Origin of the sequence: Actinomyces sp. HMSC08A09, assembly GCF_001807465.1 — a bacterium.
GTDB lineage: Bacteria > Actinomycetota > Actinomycetes > Actinomycetales > Actinomycetaceae > Actinomyces > Actinomyces oris.
The window spans coordinates 77274-95118 of record NZ_KV789084.1; the positions used below are offsets into that span (position 1 = coordinate 77274).

Consider the following 17845-nt stretch of genomic DNA (forward strand, 5'->3'; position numbering starts at 1 on the left):
CCTGTGCGGGGCCCGGAGGTCGTGGTTGGAGGTCGGTGCTGGTGCAGCTGGCGCACCAGTGGCTCGGGATGCCATGGATGCCCCACACTCGGGCGTCGCGGCTGGGGACATCCTGCGCGTGCGGGGACATTCTCTTCCGGCGGGGGACGTGTCGCGCGTTGGGGGACGGGATTGCTGTCCCCGACGGCGTCGAATGCCCCCGCCCGGAAGGACACGCACCCGGCCGCGTGGAATGTCCCCGTTGGTGGCGAGAGCCTGACGGATACGGGTGCTCCGTGTGGTCCGGGCCAGACTTGGGCGCTCAGCGCGTACGGATACACCTGAAGACTCGCGGTCTGTACCTCGCCCAGGCGTTGCGGTCTCCTCATGTCTGAGGCGTGCGCTCAGGTCGGAGCTAGAGGTGGTCAGTCGTCTCGGAGGCGAGGGTGGGGCGAGGGAAGAGGTCTGGAGGGTCGCCGGTGTCCATGGTGCTGCCATCAACCCAGCACCGGCGTCGCGCACTGTGAAGAAACCGCAGAATTCCAACGATTCTTGGGGAGGTCTTCGACGGCGGGCTCGTTGATGTCAGCGCTGTGGACACTGGGCGGCCGGCCGGGTCAACTCCGCCAGGGTCAGGTCGACGGGGCCGGGCGCTCTTACCCCACGGCTGGGAGCCTCCCCTCCACTGGAGCTGGCTGAGTCTTGCCCTGTCTGGCCGCTTCTGGCGCCTGTGCGGGGCCCGGAGGTCGTGGTTGGACGTCGGCGCCGGTGTAGTTGGCGCACCAGTGGCTCGGGATGCCACGGATGCCCCACACTCAGGCGTCGCGGCTGGGGACATCCTGCGCGTGCGGGGACATTTCTGTGCGGCCGGGGACAGGTGACGCGTTCGGGGACGGGATTGCTGTCCCCGACGGCGTCGAATGCCCCCGCCCGGAAGGACACGCACCCGGCCGCGTGGAATGTCCCCGTCGTAGGTGACGGCCTGGTGGATGAGGGCGCCCGGGGCTCGAGGATGCACCCTGAGGTGCGCGGTCTGCACCCGCGGGGGCGGTACTCGCCGGCTGAGGTGCGTTCTCGACGACGCGCGGGCTCGGTTGTCTGCGCGTACGGAGTGGCAGGAGGACGGCAGGGTGCGCCGACGACGGATCCAGGGCTCGGCTGTCCGCACGCATGGAATGACTGGGGGCGTGGCCGCGACGGACTTTGGGATCGGTTGCTCGCACGAGGCCTTGCAGGACAACGATGAGGTGCGTCCGTGGCGGGCCCCGGGGTCAGCTACTCCCACGCAAGGAGTGACATGACGACAGTGGGTACATCCCGGCGAGCAGAACTGGCCGCACCTTAGGGCTGACGTTGATCGTCACCACACGACCCCACCGAAAAGACGTGACTGGTGTCCCAGACCAGGAAAGCCTGAGGCACCAGCCACGTTGTGGGAACCAAGATGTTTGACGCCGCGGCAACTACTTGGCGACGTACAGAATGATCTCCTTGTTAGGCCCGATCGGTTGGCCCTGCTGCGGGTTGGAACTAATCACCATTCCAGGTTGGGTTTGCGGATCGTTGGGCTTCTGCTTCTCAACCTTGACTTTGAACCCTCGATTCTCGAGGTCCGACTGCACGGTTTCGTAGTCCTTCCCGTTCACTTCCGGCATGACGGTCGCGTTGGGATCTCCTGTGGCAGTCGGGTTCGGCGTCGGCGTAGCCGCGCCGCTGGAGAAGCTCACGGTGATCGTGTCTCCCGCCGAGACGCTGGTGCCCGCGGCCGGGTTGGAGGAGACGGCCTTGCCGCGCTCGACCTCAGCAGAGGCCACGTCGTCGCCCCTCTTGAACTGCAGGCCGGCGTCCTCAATGGACTTCTTCGCCGTGGCCTCGTCCTGGCCGGAGACGTCGGGGACGGAGGTGTTCCCGGTGGAGAGCACCAGGTCCACCGTGGTGCCGCGTGCAACGGAGTTCCCCGCCTGCGGGTTGGTGTAGATGACCCGGTCCTTGGCGACCGTGGCGGAGTCCTCCTGGGAGGTGTTTCCTCCCTCAAGCCCGGCCTCCTTGAGGGCCTTGCGCGCGTCCTCCTGAGTCTTGCCGGACAGGTCGGGAACCTTGACCATTGCCGATCCGGTGGAGAAGTGCACGGTGACGGTGGAGCCCGGCTCGACCTTCGTGCCCTTGCCCGGGTCGGAGGAGACGGCCAGTCCCGCACCGACCTCCTCGTTGGCGACCTCGTCCTTGGCGAACTTCAGGCCGGCGTCCTCAATGGTCTTCTTGGCCGATTCCTCGTCCTGACCGGAGGTGTCGGGGACCTCCACCTTGCTGATGGTCGGACTCGGCGTCGGGGTGGGGACGTTGTCGAAGGCCCCCGAGGCCCACCGTCCGGCGACGACGGCCAGCGCCACGAACAGCAGGAACACGAGGACCCAGATCCAGGCGTGGCTCTTGGACTTCTTCTCGGGCTCCTCGCTCTCCTTCACTGTGGACGCCGGAGAGGGCCCGGAGGCCACCTGGGCGAAGGTCGAGGTGGGCTGAACCGGCTCGGCCTCCGGTGAGGCCATGACCGAGGTGGCCGGGGACCAGGAGTCGGCGGCCGGCGCGGCCACGGACAGGCCTCGGGCGGCCGCCTGCAGGTCGGCGCGCATGTGGGCGGCGTCCTGGTAGCGGTCCTCGCGGCTCTTGGCCAGGGACTTGAGAATCACCCGGTCCAGGGACTCGGGCACATCGGCCGCCAGCGAGGAGGGGCGCTTGGGAATCTCCCGCACGTGCTGGTAGGCGATGGCCACGGCGGAGTCGCCCTGGAAGGGCGGCTGGCCGGTGAGCAGCTCGTAAAGGAGACACCCGGTGGAGTACAGGTCCGAGCGGGCGTCCACGGACTCGCCGCGGGCCTGCTCCGGGGAGAGGTACTGGGCGGTGCCCACCACCGTGTGGGTCTGGGTGACCGTGGAGGCGGAGTCCTCAATGGCCCGCGCGATGCCGAAGTCCATGACCTTCACGGCGCCGGTGGAGGTCAGCATGATGTTTCCGGGCTTGATGTCACGGTGGACGATCCCGACCCGGTGGGAGTACTCCAGGGCGTCCAGGACCCCGGAGACGATCTCCGCGGCCTCCGCGATCGGGACGGCCTCGCCCTCGCTGAGGAGCTCACGCACCGTGTGCCCCTCGATGTACTCCATGACGATGTAGGGGACGGTGCGGCTGGCGCCACCGGGCTGGAGGAGCTCCTCCTCACCGGAGTCGTAGACGGCGACGACGGCGGGGGGGTTGAGCGCCGCCGCGGACTGGGCCCTCCCTGCGGAAGCGGGCCTGGAAGGTGGGGTCGCCGGCGATGTCCGAACGCAGCAGCTTGATGGCCACGACCCGCGACAGGCGAGTGTCGTAGCCGAGGTGCACCTCTGCCATACCACCACGTCCGATGAGGTCGCGGATCTCGTAACGGCCCGCGAGGACCTGGGGGAACTGACTGGTCACAGTACCTCCTTGACAGGGATGCTCAGCATCAAGGCTGGCACGACCTGATGCGCATGGGCAAGCGTACCTGTGCTGTGCAGGGTGATGAGCGAGAGCGCCGGGATGAGGGCCCTGAGCGTCAGCAGGTTGAGGCCGAGGAAGGAGCGTCCCGAGGCGTGCCGGGCGGTGCGCGACGGCGTCGGCTCCTCGGCCGCGTGCCGGCCGGGACGCACTGCGGCGGGCCGGGGCAGCTCGCGGGTCTGCGGGCCGCGGCGGCCAGTGGACTCCCAGCTGAGCGCCTCACGGGGATCCCAAGCGTCCGTGGGCAGGTTCACCACCGCCCGGTCCAGCGCGCGGGCCACCTCGCGGGCGGAGTGCGGCCGGTCTGCGGGCTTCTTGGCGAGCAGCTTGAGGATGATGGCCTGGACCTGGGGCGGAACGGCGTCGGGGAGGGCGGGCACCTCCTCGTTGACGTGCGCGAAGGCGATATCGACCTGGGTGGCTCCGCTGAAGGGGCGCCGCCCCACCAGGGCCTCGTAGGCGATGATGCCCAGCCCGTAGAGGTCGCCGGCCGGGGTGGCCATGTTCCCCATGGCCTGCTCGGGGGCGAGATACTGGGCGGTGCCCATCACCATGCCGGAGGCCGTCAGCGGGCGCTGGTTGATGCCGGTGGAGATGCCGAAGTCGGTGAGCTTGGCCAGGCCCTCGCGGTTGATGAGGATGTTGGAGGGCTTGACGTCCCGGTGGACGACGCCGGAGTCGTGGACGACCTGCAGGGCGCGGGCCACCTGCGCCAGGACCGGCAGGATCTCGGCGGGCGACAGGGTCCCCTTCTCGGCGATGATGTCGGACAGGGCGCGCCCCTGGACGAGCTCCATGATGAGCCAGCCGGTCCCGTCCTTCTCCCCGGAGTCCAGGACGACGGCGAGGTTCGGGTGGCGCAGCCCCTTGGAGTTCTTGGCCTCCGCGCGCAGGCGGGACAGGAAGATCTCATCACCGGTCAGCTCGGGGCGCAGGATCTTGGCGGCCACGGCCCGGCCCGAACGCAGGTCGGTGGCGCGCCACACCTGGCCCATGCCGCCCAGAGCGATCTGCTCGACCAGCTCGTAGCGGCCCTGGAGCTGGAGCCCGGCAACAGGTTTCACTGGTTCACCGCCGCATCGATGACCTGGGCGGCGACGGGGCCGGCGATCTTGCCGCCGGTGGCGCCGTCCTCGGTCTCCGCATTGCCGTCGAGGACGACGGCCAGGGCGATCTCAGGCTTGTCGATGTCGGTGCCGGCGAAGCCCACGAACCAGGTGGTGGGGCCGCTGTCCGTGCCGGTCTCGGCGGTACCGGTCTTGCCGGCCACCTGGACCCCGGAGACCTGGGCGCTGGTGCCCGTGCCCTCGGCGACGGCGGTCTGCATGAGGGAGGACAGGGAGCTGGCGGTCGCCGAGTCGATCGGGGTGCGGGCCACCTTCGTGGAGGTGGAGCTGACCTCGTTGAGGTCGGGGTCCAGGATGCGCGAGACCAGGTAGGGGGTCATCTGCTCGCCCTTGTTGGCCACGGTGGCGGCCACCATCGCCATCATGAGCGGGGTCGCCTGCACCGAGGCCTGACCGATGCCGGCCATCGCGGTCTGCGCCTGGGAGTCGTTGTGCGGGTAGGTCGACGGCGTGACCTTCAACGGGATGGACAGGTCGGAGTCGAAGCCCCAGTTCTTCGCCTCCTTGGAGAGCTCCTCCTCGCCGACGTTCATGGCCAACTGCGCGAAGGGGGTGTTGCAGGACTCGGCGAAGGCGTGGGAGAAGGTGGTCCGACTGCCGCCGCAGGACTCCCCTCCGTAGTTCTCCAGGGAGTGGCTGGTGCCCGGCAGGGTGATGGTGTCGGGGGCGTCGACCTCCTGATCGGGCTTGATCTTGCCGGTGCGCAGCGCCGCCGCCGTGGTGAGGATCTTGAAGGTCGACCCCGGCGGGTAGCGGTTGCTGGCGATGGCCCGGTTGTCCAGGGGACGGGAGGAGTCCTGGCTGAGGGTCGCGTTGGCCTCATTGGCGGCGTTCCCGTTGCGGGTCGCGAAGGCCGAGGGGTCGTAGGAGGGGGTGGAGACCAGCGCGAGGATGGCCCCGGTCTTGGGGTCCAGGGCGACGACGGCGCCCTCGCGCCCGGCCAGGGCGTCGTAGGCGGCCTGCTGGATCTCGGGCTTGATGGTCAGCTCCACGGCCCCGCCCCGCTGGGAGTCACCGGTGATGAGGGTCTTGATCCGGGAGGAGAACAGGGAGGGGTCGTCCCCGTTGAGCACGGAGTTGCCCTCCTTCTCCATGCCGGTCATGGAGGCGAAGGCGGGAGAGAAGTACCCGGTCACCGGGGCGTAGAGCGGCCCGTTGGCGTAGACGCGCTGATAGTCCTCAGAGCCCTGGCCGTCGTCGGACTTCTGGGTGCTGGCGATCGTGGTGCCGCCGGCCAGGAGGATCGGGCCCCGCTCGGTGTCGAAGTTGCGGCTGACGGTACGGCGGTTGCGCGGGTCGGAGTTGAGGGCCCCGTTGGCCGACCACGACTCCCACACGGAGGGGCGGGCCAGTCCCTGGACGCTGGTGACGGACAGGGCCAGCGTGGCGAACATGACCAGCACCAGGAAGGCGACCTGACGGATCTGTCGGTTCATGGCAGCTGCCTCCTGTCAGTGTCCTCAGTGAAGCCCGGGGCCCGCGATGAGCGCAGGGTCTCCCCGTCCGGTGCGGTGTGCGGCGGAGGCGGCGCCTCCGGACTGACGGCGACGGTGGGGCGGGCGTCATCCTCCAGGCTGCCGAAGCCGGGTGCGGCCGACGGGGAGGCGTAGCCCCCGGCGTCGGCCGGTGCGCCTCCAGCGGGTGCGTCGGCGGCGGCCTGGGCCATCGACTCCTCGGCCCCGGCGTCCTGGACCCGACGGCGCAGGGACAGCGGCAGCTCGGCGGTGTCGATGATCCGCGGCGCGTGGGTGGCCGGCCGCCGGGCGGCGTCGGACAGGCGCAGCAGGAGAGCCAGGATGATCCAGTTGGCGATGAGTGAGGAGCCGCCGTAGGCCAGGAAGGGCAGGGTCAGCCCCGTCAGCGGGATGAGCCGGGTGACACCGCCGATGACCACGAAGATCTGCAGGGCGACGGCGAAGGACAGACCCACGGCCAGGAGCTTGCCGAAGCCGTCGCGCAGCAGCACGGCGGTGCGCAGTCCCCGCTGGATGAGGACGAGGTAGAGCATGAGCAGGACGAGCGTGCCGGTCAGCCCCAGCTCCTCACCCAGTGAGGCGAAGATGAAGTCGGAGTTGGCGAAGGTGACCAGGGTCGGTGAGCCCTTGCCCCAGCCGGCGCCCATGAGCCCGCCGGTGGACATCCCGAACATGCCCGTCAGCAGCTGCCAGGAGCCGCCCGCGGCGTTGTACACGGCATTGTCGGTGGCGTGGAGCCAGCCGTTGATGCGCTGCTGGACGTGGTTGAGGTGCGTGGCCGCGAACCAGGCCGCCGGGAGGAACAGGGCGGCACCGATGAGCAGCCAGGAGGGCCGATCAGTGGCCACGTACAGGACGACGACGAACAGGCCGAACAGCAGCACCGAGGAACCCAGGTCCTTCTGGAGGACCAGGACGCAGATGCTCACGCCCCACACAATGAACAGGGGGCCCAGGTGCCGGGCGCGCGGCAGGCTCATCCACAGGACCTTGCGGCCCGCCAGGGCCAGGTTGTCCCGGTTGGCCACGAGGTAGGAGGCGAAGAAGACCGCCAGCAGCACCTTGGACAGCTCGGCCGGCTGGAAGCTCATCGGGCCGATCCGGATCCAGATGCGGGCGCCGTTGATGCTCTGGCCGATCCCCGGGATGAAGGGAAGGACGAGGAAGACCAGGCCGGACCACATGGCCCACCGGTCCCAGCGTCGCAGGCGCCGGTAGTCGCGCAGCAGGAGGAGCGTGACGGCGAAGAGGATGACGCCCAGCAGCGTCCAGACCAGCTGCTTGGAGCCCACATAGAACTGCCACTGCTCGTTGGCCTCATAGGCCAGATCCAAGCGCCGGATCATGGCCAGGCCGATCCCGTTGAGCGCCACCGCCGTCGGCAGGAGCACCGGATCGGCCCACGGGGCGGCGTAGCGCACACACAGGTGCATGAGGACGGTCAGGACGAGGAAGGCGATCGCCACGCCCACGGTCTGCGCCGGGGAGGAACCCGTGCGGTTGAGAGCGGTGAGCACGAAGCCGCCCAGCCCCAGGACCAGGGCGACGCCGAGCAGCGCCGCCTCCGCCCAGCGTCCCGAGTATCGGGCGACGCCGGCGGGCTGGATGGTCGCGACGCCCGCGGGGGCGCCCAGGGGACCGGGAGCAGCAGTCATCTCACCCCTCCTGCCCGGGCTTGGCGGGCTGGGTCGGTGTGGCGGAGGCCGGCGACGGGGTGGAGGAGGACGAGGAGGAGGGCTTGGCCGTGGGGCTCGCGGTGCCCTGCGGGGCGGGGGCCTGCTTGCGGTAGGAGCGGACCGTCTTGTCCACGTAGGTCTCCGCGGCGCTCATCGACGACTGGGTGACGGTGGCCTCCAGGCGCTCGCGGATGTTGTGATCGAGGGACTCCACGGGCAGGTCCGCGTAGGTCTTGACCGAGTGGCTCAGCTTGAGCGGGCCGACGGACTGGGGGATCCCCTGGTAGATGGCGACCTCGCCCTTGTAGGTGGAGACGTAGTAGCGGGTCTGGGTCCAGCGGTAGAACAGGGCGCTGGCGCCGACGAGCGTGGCCAGCAGGACGAGGCTGCCCACGAGGACCCGACGGCGGTGGCGGCGTCGGGCCTTCTCCTGGGTGGCGGCCTCGGCGGCGATGGCCTCGTCGACCTCGGAGGACTCCTTGGCGGAGGCGGCCTCGGGCTTGTCCTCCAGGGTGGCCATGAGGGCTGCGGCCTTGGCGGCGGGGCTGGCGGCCTCGGTGTCCTTGGCCTCGGCTTGCTCGTCACCGGCACGGTGGGCTGCGGCGGCGCGCTCCTGGGCGAGGCGCTCGGTGGCGGCGCTGCCCACCACCTGCGGGACGGTCTGGGGTTCGGGGTCGTCCTTGACGACGTCGAAGACGACGGCGGTGACGTTGTCCGGTCCGCCGGCGCGCAGGGCCAGGTCGATGAGCTGGTCGGCGGCCTGACCGGGGTCGGCGACGCCGGCCAGGACCTCACCGATGGTCTCGGCGGTCACCGGGCCGCTCAGGCCGTCGGAGCACAGCAGCCAGCGGTCGCCGGGAACGGCCTCGCGGATCGACTCGTCGAGCTGGACCTCGCCCTCGGTGTCCCCCAGGACGCGCAGGAGGACTGAGCGCTGGGGGTGCTGGCGGGCCTGGTCCCGGGTCAGGCGCCCGGTCTCCACGAGGTACTCCACGAAGGTGTGGTCGGTGGTGACCTGGGTGAGGGTGCCGTCGCGCAGCATGTAGGCGCGCGAGTCGCCCACGTGGACCATGGCGAGCTTGTTGCCGCTGCGCATGACGCCGATGCAGGTGGTGCCCAGGCCGGCGAGGTCGGGGTCCTGCGAGGACAGGGTGACGAGCTCGGTGTGGGCGGCCTGGACGGCGTCGCGCATGAGGCCCAACAGCTCACCGGCCTGGTGGGAGTCGGCGTCCAGGGGCATGAGGTGCTCGACGGCGACCGCCGAGGCGATGTCTCCGCCCGCAGGTCCGCCCATCCCGTCGCACAGAAGGCACAGGTGGGGGCCGGCGTAGCCCGAGTCCTGGTTGGACTGGCGGACCAGGCCGACGTCGGAGCGTGCGGCGAAGCGCAGGGAGATGGTCATGAGCGCAGCTCCAGCGTCGTTTGGCCGATTCGGACAGGAATGTTCATGGGGAGCTCCACGGCGCCGTGCACGGGGCGGCCGTCCATCATGGTTCCGTTGGTGGATCCCAGGTCCTCCAGCCACCAGGCGCCGTCCTTGGGGAAGACGCGGGCGTGGCGCGATGAGGCGTAGGAGTCATCGAGGACCAGGGTGCAGGAGGGTGAGCGGCCGATGATGATCGACGAGGGGCTCAGGGGCACGGTTGAGCCGGCCAGGGGGCCCTCGGTGATGACCAGGCGGGTGGCGCTGCGGCGTCGGCCCCTGGGGGGTGGGCCCGAGGGCTGCTCGGAGCCGCCCGCGGAGCGTCGACGTGACGGGCCGGCGACGGGGGAGTCGGCCATATCGCGGCGCATGACGCGCACGATGAGGTACAGGAAGAACCAGAGCAGGACCAGATAGCCCAGCCGCAGGATCGTGAAGGCGAGTGCGCTCAACCGTTGACTCCGCTGTTCTGGGTGCCATCCCAGAACAGGATCTGGGTGCGGCCGATGGTGAGGGTGTTGCCGTCCACGAGCGTGACGGCGTCGACCCGCTGGCCCTCGACGAAGGTGCCGTTGGTGGAGCCCAGGTCGCTGGCGATGGCGTTGCCGTGCGTCAGGCGGATCTCCAGGTGACGGCGGGAGACGCCGGAGTCGTCGACGATGATGTCCGCCTCCGAGCCGCGCCCGATGACGGTGACCGGTCCGGTGAGCAGGTAGCGCTGGCCGTTGATGTCGACGATCGGGTGCGCCGGGGTGGCGGTGGCGGAGGCGGCCGGGGCGGCGGCGCCGCGTCGCGTGGAGGACTCGATCTCGATGGCCGGGGCGTTGGGGTTGTTGTTGACGAGGAAGGAGACCTCGACCGGGCCGACGAAGGAGTAGCCCTGGTCCGCGGCGTGCGAGGTGGCGACCTCCTCCATCTGACGCACCATCTCGTCCTGGCCCCAGGCGGTGATGCGCTCGATGCTCGGCGGGGTGAGGTGGATGCGGAAGATGTTGGGAACCACGGAGCGGTCGCGGGCGAAGGACGCGGCGCGCTTGTCCATGGTCTCGCGGAGCTTCGAGGCGATCTCGATGGGCTCGATGTCGTCCGAGAAACGGGACATGGCGCGGTTCGTGACGTTCTCGACGCCCTTCTCGAACTTGTCCAGGAATCCCATGGACAGTACCTCCCCCAAATATGGTGTGGCGGCCCCCGGGATGGAGCCGGGAGACGGGACTGTCCCGCCTCGCTATGGGCCTGCACGGACCTGCGTGCAGGCCGATACCGTTCCCATCGTAACGGTAGCGAAGCCATCGCAGGGAAGACGGCCCCCTCTGTGTGAGGTAATTGTGTCGTGAGCGGTCTCACGGCCGGATATGGCGGTGAGGATTGGACGCGGGCGGGGATGGCAGGCTAGTCTCATGCTCGCTTCTCGCGCGAGTGGCGGAATTGGTAGACGCGCACGGTTCAGGTCCGTGTGATCTTACGATCATGGGGGTTCGAGTCCCCCCCCGCGCACAGAACGGAAAGGCCCGGGCCACATGGTCCGGGCCTTTCGCCATCCCGTTCTCTTGTCGCTTCGCGCCGGGCGGGCGTGCCGGTTGCTCAGAAGGCGGCGGGTGGCCCGATGGAAGAGGTCCGACGGGGCGTCAGTGTCCACAGAGCTGACATTGGCCTTGTGCCGGTGCCGCACGGAGCAGAGAAACCCCGGAATTCCAAGGATTCCCTCTGGACGCTTCGACGGCGGGGCCGCCAATGTCAGCCTGGTGGACACCGGGCCGCGGGTCGGCCTACTGCACGGGGGTGGGTTCTACTGCCGCGCGTGCAGGCGGCGCAGGAGGTACCAGGCGGCCAGGGCCCCGATCCAGGCGCCGACGGCGTTCTGACCGACATTGGCCAGCGAGGGGCGCCGTTCCAGCATCGGCAGGAGGCTCTGGAGCACCTCGGCGCTCAGCCCGACCACGCAGCCGACCAGCGCCCACATCCACCAGGGGATGTCCCGCCAGCCCACGACCGCGCAGAAGGTGGCCGGCGCCAGCATCACCAGGTTGAGGACGATGTCCTTGCCCTCGGAGCTGAGGAAGCCCGGTCCCATGGTGTCCTTGAGCTCGGCGACCTCGCGCCCGGAGGGCCACACCACCGCCACGCAGACGATGGCCAGGAGGATGACCGCCGCGACGCGGGCGATCCGCTCGTAGGAGGCCCGGCCCGGGGGATGAGCCTTGGAGGGCTGGAGGTCCGTGGCGCGGCCGGCCGACGGCGAAGCGGCCGACGCCGATGATGTCCCCCAGGAGGTGTCAGGGGACTCGGCGGACGTCAGTGCGTCGGGCGCGGGCTGCTGGGCGGGCACGCTCACGACGCTACCGCCCGCCCTCCGGGAACCCCGGAAGGCGGGCGGTAACGATCAGAGCACATCGGAGTGCGGGAGCGGCCCCGGCTCAGCAGCAGCTGGCGTTGATCTCCGTCTCGGCCTGCTTGGCCCGGGCGCGCCAGAACTCGCGCTCACTCATGGGGCCGTGCCCGGAGCCGTGCTCAGAACCGTGGGCGCCCCCGTGTCCGTGGGGGCACTGCGCGTGCTCGCGGGCGTAGCGCTCCAGGTAGCGGTCATAGGCGGACTCCCCGGTCATGTCCCGCCACAGGGTGCGGGCCCGGGTCAGGACCTGGCGGACCCGATGTCGGGCGCTTGCCCGATCCGCCGGCTGCGTCGTCGAAGGAGAAGGTGTCATGACTTCTCCGCGTGGGCCTTGTGCGGGATGAGGGCCGGGTCGCCCACCTGCTCGTACTCCCGGGAGACCTTCTTCATGAGCGAGGAGGCGATCATCGTCTCGGGCGCGTAGAAGTTGGACTCCTGGTACGGGTCCTCCGACGTCGTCGTGTCCCGGTTGCGGAGCGTCTGGACGATACGGATGAGGGCGCAGACCATGACGAAGGCCACCATGACCAGGAAGATGATCGACAGCGTCCCCTGAATCATCGTGTTGCGCACGATCGCCCGGGTCTCCTCGATCTTGGCCGGGTCGGTGAGTGTGCCCAGCTTGGCCACGGCCTCCTGATGCTGCTGGAAGTAGCCCACGAGCGGGTCGCTGGAGAAGATCTTCTGCCACGAGGCCGTGAAGGTGACGGCCGTGTCGAAGACCAGCGGGATCGCGGGGATCCACACCCACTTCGTGTAGCCCTTGCGCACCACCATGACGGTGACCACCAGAAGCGCCACGGCCGCGATGAGCTGGTTGGCGATACCGAACAGCGGGTAGAGCGTCTGGATGCCGCCGCGCGGGTCGGTGACACCCATGAGGAGCAGCGCCCCCCACGAGGCGACGACGACCGCCGTGGTCCCCCAGGCGCCCACGTGCCAGGACGGGTCCTTGAACTTGGGGAAGGCGTTGCCCAGCGCGTCGGAGAGCTGGAAGCGGGCCACGCGGGTGACGGCGTCGACGGCCGAGAGGATGAACAGGGCCTCGAACATGATGGCGAAGTGGTACCAGAAGCCCATCATGGCCCGGCCTCCGCCGATCTGGTGGAGGATGTGGGCGATGCCCACCGACAGGGTGGGGGCGCCGCCGGTGCGCGAGACGACGTTGGGCTCGCCGACGTCGCTGGCCAGGCGTTCCAGGGCCTCGGCACCCGTGTAGGTCTTGGGGTTGCCGTTGTCGTCCCAGGAGTCCCACTCGGGGGTGGGCTTGCGGCCCTGGGCGTCGGTGACACCGAGGTTGCCGACGGCGACCTCGGCGAGCTTCTCGCAGTGGTGCTCGGGGTCGTCGGTGGTCTTGCAGGGGGCGGCGGCCACCGTCTCGGGGCCGGCGAGCTTGTTCATGGTCGCCGTCGAGGTGTTCATGGAGAAGTAGATGCCCGGGCTCAGCGAGACCGCGGCGGCCAGCGCCATGATCGCCACGAAGGACTCCATGAGCATGCCGCCGTAGCCGATCATGCGGACCTGAGTCTCCTTCTCCACCATCTTGGGGCTGGTGCCCGAGGAGACCATGGCGTGCATGCCGGACAGGGCACCGCAGGCGATGGTGATGAACAGGAAGGGGAAGAGGGTGCCGGCGAAGACCGGGCCGGCGGTGTTGAAGGCGAACTCGGTGACGGCGGACATCTCCACCAGGGGGCGCACGATGATGATGCCCAGGGCCAGGATCGTGATCGTGCCGACCTTCATGAAGGTCGACAGGTAGTCACGCGGGGTGAGCAGGACCCACACCGGCAGGACCGCGGCCAGGAAGCCGTAGATAATCATGGCCCACACCAGGGTCTTGGGGGACAGGTGCAGGTAGTGGCCGAAGGAGGACTCGGCCACCCAGCGCCCGCCGATGATGACGGCGATGAGCAGGCCGAAGCCGACGAAGGAAACCTGCGTGATCTTGCCGGGCTGGACGAAGCGCAGCCATAGGCCCATCCCGATGGCGATCGGGATGGTCATGCCCACCGAGAAGACGCCCCAGGGGGAGGCGGCCAGGGCGTTGACGCAGACCATGGCCAGGACCGCCAGGACGATCATGAGCATGACGAAGACGACGATGGTCGCCACGATGCCGCCGATCCGGCCGATCTCGTCAGTGGCCATCTGGCCCAGGGAGCGGCCGCCGCGGCGCATGGAGAAGAACAGGACGAGCATGTCCTGGACGGCGCCGGCCACGAGCACTCCGATGATGATCCACAGGGTGCCGGGCAGGTAGCCCATCTGGGCGGCCAGGACCGGGCCGACCAGCGGGCCGGCGCCGGCGATGGCCGCGAAGTGGTGGCCGTAGAGGACGACGCGGTGGGTGGGGTCGAAGTCGCGTCCGTTGTTGATGCGTTCGGCCGGGGTGGCGTTGGTGTCGTCGGGGCGCATGATGCGCCGCTGGATGTAAAGGGCGTAGAAGCGGTACCCGATCGCGTAGGTGCACACGGCGGTGACCACGAACCAGATGGTGTTGACGTGCTCGCCGCGCACGACCGCCAGCATCCACCACCCCAGGACGCCCAGGGCGGTGATGGCCACCCATGTGGCGATCCGAGCGGGTGTCCATCGATTGTCAGGACGTATGCCGACGGGGACGCCGTCGGCGTTGCGGATGATCCGCTTCTCCTCCTCCGGTGAGTAGGTCGGCAGAGAGGCTTCTTTCTGGGGCATCGGGATTCCGTTCTCGTCGTCGAGAAAAGGTGTGACGTCATCGTCTCCGGTGACTCTCCCAGGGTATTCCTCCTGGTGGCGGAAAGGAAGCAATCGTGAGACCGACGCCGGGGCGTTCGTCTTTCTGCTCCGATATCAGCACCATTTATCCCACCTATTGAATAGTGCTTCCGGTGGCTGCTGTGCGGCGTCGCGCATGACGGCGGCGGGCCCGGGGCGGGACCGGTGCGCGGGGTTCGGGGTGCCCGGGGCCTGCGACTACCCTGGCGTCGTGTCCGTCCTCCATCCCGTCCTCGACGTCCTCGCGCAGGCGCCGATCCTCACCGTCTTCCTCGTCATCGGCCTGGGGACCGCCGCCGGGCAGATCCCGCTGGGGCCGATCCGCTTCGGCGCCGCCGGGGCGCTCTTCGTGGGCCTCGCGGTGGGCGCCCTCGACCCCCGGCTCGGCGCCGACCTCACCCTGCTGCGAAGCCTCGGCCTGGCCCTGTTTTGCTACACGGTGGGCCTGGCTGCCGGCAACACCTTCTTCCGCGACCTGCGCAGGCAGCTGCCGCTCATGGCCCTGTGCGTCGTCGCGCTCGTGATCGCCGGCGCGGCGGGCGGTCTCTACTCCCACCTGACCGGGGTGAGCCCCGCCATGGACTCCGGCGCCTACGCGGGGGCCCTGACCTCGCCGGTGCTCGACGCCGCCATCGAGGCGGCCGGGACCCAGGAGCCCGCCGTCGGCTACGCCCTGGCCTACCCCGTGGGCGTCGCCGTCGCCATCCTCATCGTGGCCGGGGTCGTGGGGCGCACCTGGCCCGGGCGGCGCGACCCGCGGCCCGCTAGCGCCGACGGCATCACCGCCACCAGCGTCTACCTCCTGCAGCGGGTGGCCCTGGGCGAGATGAAGGCCTTCAAGGAGGGCCGCATCCGCATCTCCTACCTGGAGCGCGACGGCGAGACCCGGGTCGTGGCCCCCGGTGAGGAGCTGCTGCCCGGGGACAAGGTCGTCATCGTCGGGGCGCCGGCCGCCGTCGAGTCCGCCATGCACGACCTGGGCACCGGGCTCCACAACTGCCTGGCCAAGGACCGCACCGCCGTCGACTTCCGGCGCCTGACCGTCTCCTCAACACGGGTGGCCGGGCGCACGATCGCCGAGGTGGACATGCCCGGGCGCTTCCAGGGCGTCATCACCCGCGTCAAGCGCGGTGACCTGGACCTGCTGGCCCGCGAGGACCTCGTCCTGGAGCTCGGCGACCGGGTGCTGGCGGTCGTCCCCAGCGACGAGCTGGAGAAGGCCGCCGACTGGTTCGGGGACTCCGAGCGCTCCATCGCCCAGATCGACGCCTTCTCCGTCGGGGTCGGCATGGCGCTCGGTGTGCTCCTGGGGCTGGTGGCGATCCCGCTGCCCGGCGGCATCACCCTGCGGCTCGGGGTGGCGGCCGGGCCGCTCGTCGTCGGCATGATCCTGGGGTGGGTGGGGCGCACCGGGCCCTTCGTGTGGGGGCTGCCGCACGCCGCCAACTCCACCATCCGCCAGCTGGGGCTACTGTTCTTCCTGGCCGCGATCGGGTTGGCCTCGGGCCCGGACTTCGCGGCCTCGGCCTTCTCGATGACGGGACTCAAGGTGGGGGTGCTCGCCGCGCTCATCGTGGTGGTCAACGCGATCGTCCTGCTGGCCGGGGCGCGGTGGGCCGGGGTGTCCGCGCAGCGCGCCTCCGGCGGCCTGGCCGGACTCGTCGGGCAGCCCGCGATCCTCGCCTTCGCCCTGTCCAAACGCGATGATGAGCGCATCGAGGCCGGCTACGCGACCCTGTTCGCCCTGGCCATCGTCGTCAAGATCGTCATGGTTCAGGTCCTCGTGGCGCTGTAGGCGCGGATCCTGGTGGTGGGCGGGGGAGTGCCTCCGGGGCCGCCGGATCCGGGCGGCGGTGCACGAAGGAGCGCTTCTTGGGCCGTCGGAGCCGGTCCGAGTGAGCCCTGGTGTCCACATCGGTGACAAAGAAGCCTGTGGCTCGATGAGGCCGTCAATAGAACCGCGGAATCATGCGGTTTCTTTGTGGCGGTGTGCACGTGGAGCCCGCCTTTGTCTCCGATGTGGACACGCACGCCTCTTTCGCTGCCTGCTGTGGCCGCGCGACGGGGCGGTGCGGACGATCAGTCGGCGGTGTCGCGCTCGGCGAAGACCTCGCGGGCCACGAAGGTGGCGTTGAGCGCTCGCGGGAAACCGGCGTAGACCGAGGCGTGCAGGATCGCCTCGACGATCTCCTCGCGGGTCAGCCCCACGTTGAGGGCGGCCCCGATGTGGATCCTCAGCTGCGGCTCGCAGCCGCCCAGGGCCGTGAGCACGCCAATCGTGACGAGCTGACGGCTGCGCGGGTCCAGGCCCGGGCGGGAGTAGACGTCCCCGAAGCCGAAGGCCGCGATGTGGTGGGCGAGCGCCGGGCTGATGTCCGCCAGCGAGTCGATGACGGCCTGGGCGGCCTCGCCGTCGACCGAGCGGGCGACCTCCAGGCCGCGCTCGCGCCGCGCCAGGTTCTCGGGGCTGGTGATGTCGTGCTGGGGGTGAGAGGTTTCAGCGGTCATGAGAGATTCTCCTTGTCAGTGCTGGAAATGTTGGTGTTGTCCGGGGTGGCCTGCCCCTCCAGCTCGCGCGTGTAGGCGGCGATCTTGTACTCGGTGGCGGCCAGCGCCAGCCGCAGCTCGTCGATTCGGGCTCGCAGCCCCTCACGGTGCTCGGTGAGCAGAGCCAGGCGCTCGGGCACCGTGTCCCGACCGGCTTCGACCAGTTCGATGTAGCGCCGCAGGTCGCGGATCGGCATGCCTGAGGTCCGCATCCGGGTGAGGAACACCAGACGCCGCACGGCCGCGGCGTCGTAGCAACGGCGTCCGGAGGCGTCACGGTCCACCCGCACGAGCCCGATCCGCTCGTAGTAGCGCAGCGTGTGGACGCTGACTCCCAAGCGGTCGGCGGTGGTAGCGATGTCCCATCCGGCCGCACCGGGCCCGTCTGTAGGCCCGAGGTTGTCGCTGCGTGGGATGGAGGCGAGCCGCAGCGCCTCGCGGAGCTGGGCGTCGTCGGGCTCGCCGCCTGGAACAATCGCGCTGGTCATGGGGCAGACCGTAGGACTTCGAGTGCGCTCGAAGGCAAGAATGCTCGGAGCGGCGGCTCCGGGCGGCGGCGCGGGGCTAGCCTGGCTGCATGCTTGTTGCCTTCTCCGTGTCCCCGACCACCACTGACGCCCCTGACGGATCTGTCTCCGAGGCGGTGGCCCGTGCCGTGCGCGTGGTGCGCGACTCCGGCCTGCCTTATGAGACGACCTCGATGTTCACCACGGTCGAGGGCGAGTGGGATGAGTGCATGGACGTGGTCAAGCGGGCCTGCGAGGCGGTCGCCGAGATGAGCCCGCGCGTGGCGCTCGTCCTCAAGGCCGACATTCGCCCCGGCTGGACCGGCCAGATGACAGCGAAGGTCGAGCGCGTCGAGGCCCGCCTGCGCCAGGCCGACTGAGCGGCGCCCGGCAAATCGACCAAAACTTCATAAACGACGGTGGGGTCAGGTGGTGGATGCACCA

At 69.7% G+C, this 17845-nt stretch carries 13 protein-coding genes, 1 tRNA gene and 1 pseudogene; 3 read left to right on the top strand and 12 right to left on the bottom strand.

Features of this window, described 5'->3' with window-relative positions; all coding sequences use genetic code 11:
• Window positions 1-1442: 1442 nt before the first annotated feature.
• The 7 genes and pseudogenes from pknB to HMPREF3165_RS01445 all read right to left on the bottom strand — a co-directional run bounded on the left by pknB (window position 1443) and on the right by HMPREF3165_RS01445 (window position 10352).
• Window positions 1443-3435, bottom strand: a pseudogene (gene pknB, locus HMPREF3165_RS01415) (Stk1 family PASTA domain-containing Ser/Thr kinase).
• On the bottom strand, window positions 3432-4559 hold the full coding sequence (locus HMPREF3165_RS01420) for a serine/threonine-protein kinase (protein WP_003788590.1): 1128 nt from the start codon (window positions 4557-4559) through the stop codon (window positions 3432-3434). The pseudogene pknB and the gene HMPREF3165_RS01420 overlap by 4 nt, the downstream one beginning before the upstream one ends.
• A complete protein-coding gene (locus HMPREF3165_RS01425) occupies window positions 4556-6058 on the bottom strand; it encodes a peptidoglycan D,D-transpeptidase FtsI family protein (RefSeq protein ID WP_070510323.1) in 1503 nt (500 codons plus the stop codon). The genes HMPREF3165_RS01420 and HMPREF3165_RS01425 overlap by 4 nt, the downstream gene beginning before the upstream one ends.
• The gene (locus HMPREF3165_RS01430) at window positions 6055-7752 is read right to left on the bottom strand and encodes an FtsW/RodA/SpoVE family cell cycle protein (protein WP_070510326.1); all 1698 of its coding nucleotides are present in this window, start codon (window positions 7750-7752) and stop codon (window positions 6055-6057) included. The genes HMPREF3165_RS01425 and HMPREF3165_RS01430 overlap by 4 nt, the downstream gene beginning before the upstream one ends.
• Window position 7753: 1 nt before the next feature.
• Window positions 7754-9175, bottom strand: coding sequence for a PP2C family protein-serine/threonine phosphatase (locus HMPREF3165_RS01435; RefSeq protein WP_070510328.1), 1422 nt, complete (start codon window positions 9173-9175; stop codon window positions 7754-7756).
• Complete coding sequence (locus HMPREF3165_RS01440) at window positions 9172-9648, bottom strand: FHA domain-containing protein FhaB/FipA (RefSeq protein ID WP_003788599.1); 477 nt, start codon at window positions 9646-9648, stop codon at window positions 9172-9174. Before HMPREF3165_RS01440 ends, HMPREF3165_RS01435 begins: the two co-directional genes overlap by 4 nt.
• On the bottom strand, window positions 9645-10352 hold the full coding sequence (locus tag HMPREF3165_RS01445) for an FhaA domain-containing protein (protein ID WP_003788601.1): 708 nt from the start codon (window positions 10350-10352) through the stop codon (window positions 9645-9647). Before HMPREF3165_RS01445 ends, HMPREF3165_RS01440 begins: the two co-directional genes overlap by 4 nt.
• A gap of 257 nt (window positions 10353-10609) precedes the next feature.
• Between HMPREF3165_RS01445 and HMPREF3165_RS01450 the strand changes: the two genes are divergently transcribed.
• Window positions 10610-10693: transfer RNA gene (locus tag HMPREF3165_RS01450), tRNA-Leu, on the top strand.
• A gap of 292 nt (window positions 10694-10985) precedes the next feature.
• Here HMPREF3165_RS01450 and HMPREF3165_RS01455 read toward each other — a convergent pair.
• The 3 genes from HMPREF3165_RS01455 to HMPREF3165_RS01465 all read right to left on the bottom strand — a co-directional run bounded on the left by HMPREF3165_RS01455 (window position 10986) and on the right by HMPREF3165_RS01465 (window position 14288).
• Entirely contained in the window at window positions 10986-11525 is a 540-nt protein-coding gene (locus HMPREF3165_RS01455; protein ID WP_256274731.1) for a VanZ family protein, read from the bottom strand.
• Window positions 11526-11613: 88 nt separating this feature from the next.
• Window positions 11614-11901 carry a CstA-like transporter-associated (seleno)protein gene (locus HMPREF3165_RS01460; RefSeq protein ID WP_070510329.1) on the bottom strand — a complete coding sequence of 96 codons (288 nt, stop codon included), beginning with the start codon at window positions 11899-11901 and terminating at the stop codon, window positions 11614-11616.
• Entirely contained in the window at window positions 11898-14288 is a 2391-nt protein-coding gene (locus HMPREF3165_RS01465) for a carbon starvation CstA family protein (protein ID WP_070510331.1), read from the bottom strand. Before HMPREF3165_RS01465 ends, HMPREF3165_RS01460 begins: the two co-directional genes overlap by 4 nt.
• 271 nt (window positions 14289-14559) lie before the next feature.
• Between HMPREF3165_RS01465 and HMPREF3165_RS01470 the strand changes: the two genes are divergently transcribed.
• Entirely contained in the window at window positions 14560-16143 is a 1584-nt protein-coding gene (locus HMPREF3165_RS01470) for an aspartate:alanine exchanger family transporter (protein ID WP_070510352.1), read from the top strand.
• A gap of 284 nt (window positions 16144-16427) precedes the next feature.
• Here the strand turns inward: HMPREF3165_RS01470 and HMPREF3165_RS01475 are convergent, their stop codons facing one another.
• Both HMPREF3165_RS01475 and HMPREF3165_RS01480 read right to left on the bottom strand, forming a co-directional pair.
• Complete coding sequence (locus tag HMPREF3165_RS01475) at window positions 16428-16856, bottom strand: carboxymuconolactone decarboxylase family protein (protein ID WP_070510333.1); 429 nt, start codon at window positions 16854-16856, stop codon at window positions 16428-16430.
• Window positions 16853-17383: a MerR family transcriptional regulator gene (locus HMPREF3165_RS01480; protein ID WP_070510335.1), complete on the bottom strand. Its 531-nt coding sequence runs from the start codon at window positions 17381-17383 to the stop codon at window positions 16853-16855. The genes HMPREF3165_RS01475 and HMPREF3165_RS01480 overlap by 4 nt, the downstream gene beginning before the upstream one ends.
• Window positions 17384-17472: 89 nt before the next feature.
• Here HMPREF3165_RS01480 and HMPREF3165_RS01485 point away from each other — a divergent pair, with 89 nt between their 5' ends.
• The gene (locus tag HMPREF3165_RS01485; RefSeq protein ID WP_070510337.1) at window positions 17473-17781 is read left to right on the top strand and encodes a thiamine-binding protein; all 309 of its coding nucleotides are present in this window, start codon (window positions 17473-17475) and stop codon (window positions 17779-17781) included.
• Window positions 17782-17845 lie beyond the last annotated feature (64 nt).

Bases quoted from the DNA above. Each gene is read 5' to 3' on its own strand.
- HMPREF3165_RS01480 (WP_070510335.1), bottom strand. From the start codon at position 17,383: ATGACCAGCGCGATTGTTCCAGGCGGCGAGCCCGACGACGCCCAGCTC.
- HMPREF3165_RS01460 (WP_070510329.1), bottom strand. From the start codon at position 11,901: ATGACACCTTCTCCTTCGACGACGCAGCCGGCGGATCGGGCAAGCGCC.
- HMPREF3165_RS01475 (WP_070510333.1), bottom strand. From the start codon at position 16,856: ATGACCGCTGAAACCTCTCACCCCCAGCACGACATCACCAGCCCCGAG.
- HMPREF3165_RS01485 (WP_070510337.1), top strand. From the start codon at position 17,473: ATGCTTGTTGCCTTCTCCGTGTCCCCGACCACCACTGACGCCCCTGAC.
- HMPREF3165_RS01430 (WP_070510326.1), bottom strand. From the start codon at position 7,752: ATGACTGCTGCTCCCGGTCCCCTGGGCGCCCCCGCGGGCGTCGCGACC.
- HMPREF3165_RS01445 (WP_003788601.1), bottom strand. From the start codon at position 10,352: ATGGGATTCCTGGACAAGTTCGAGAAGGGCGTCGAGAACGTCACGAAC.
- HMPREF3165_RS01435 (WP_070510328.1), bottom strand. From the start codon at position 9,175: ATGACCATCTCCCTGCGCTTCGCCGCACGCTCCGACGTCGGCCTGGTC.
- HMPREF3165_RS01425 (WP_070510323.1), bottom strand. From the start codon at position 6,058: ATGAACCGACAGATCCGTCAGGTCGCCTTCCTGGTGCTGGTCATGTTC.
- HMPREF3165_RS01465 (WP_070510331.1), bottom strand. From the start codon at position 14,288: ATGCCCCAGAAAGAAGCCTCTCTGCCGACCTACTCACCGGAGGAGGAG.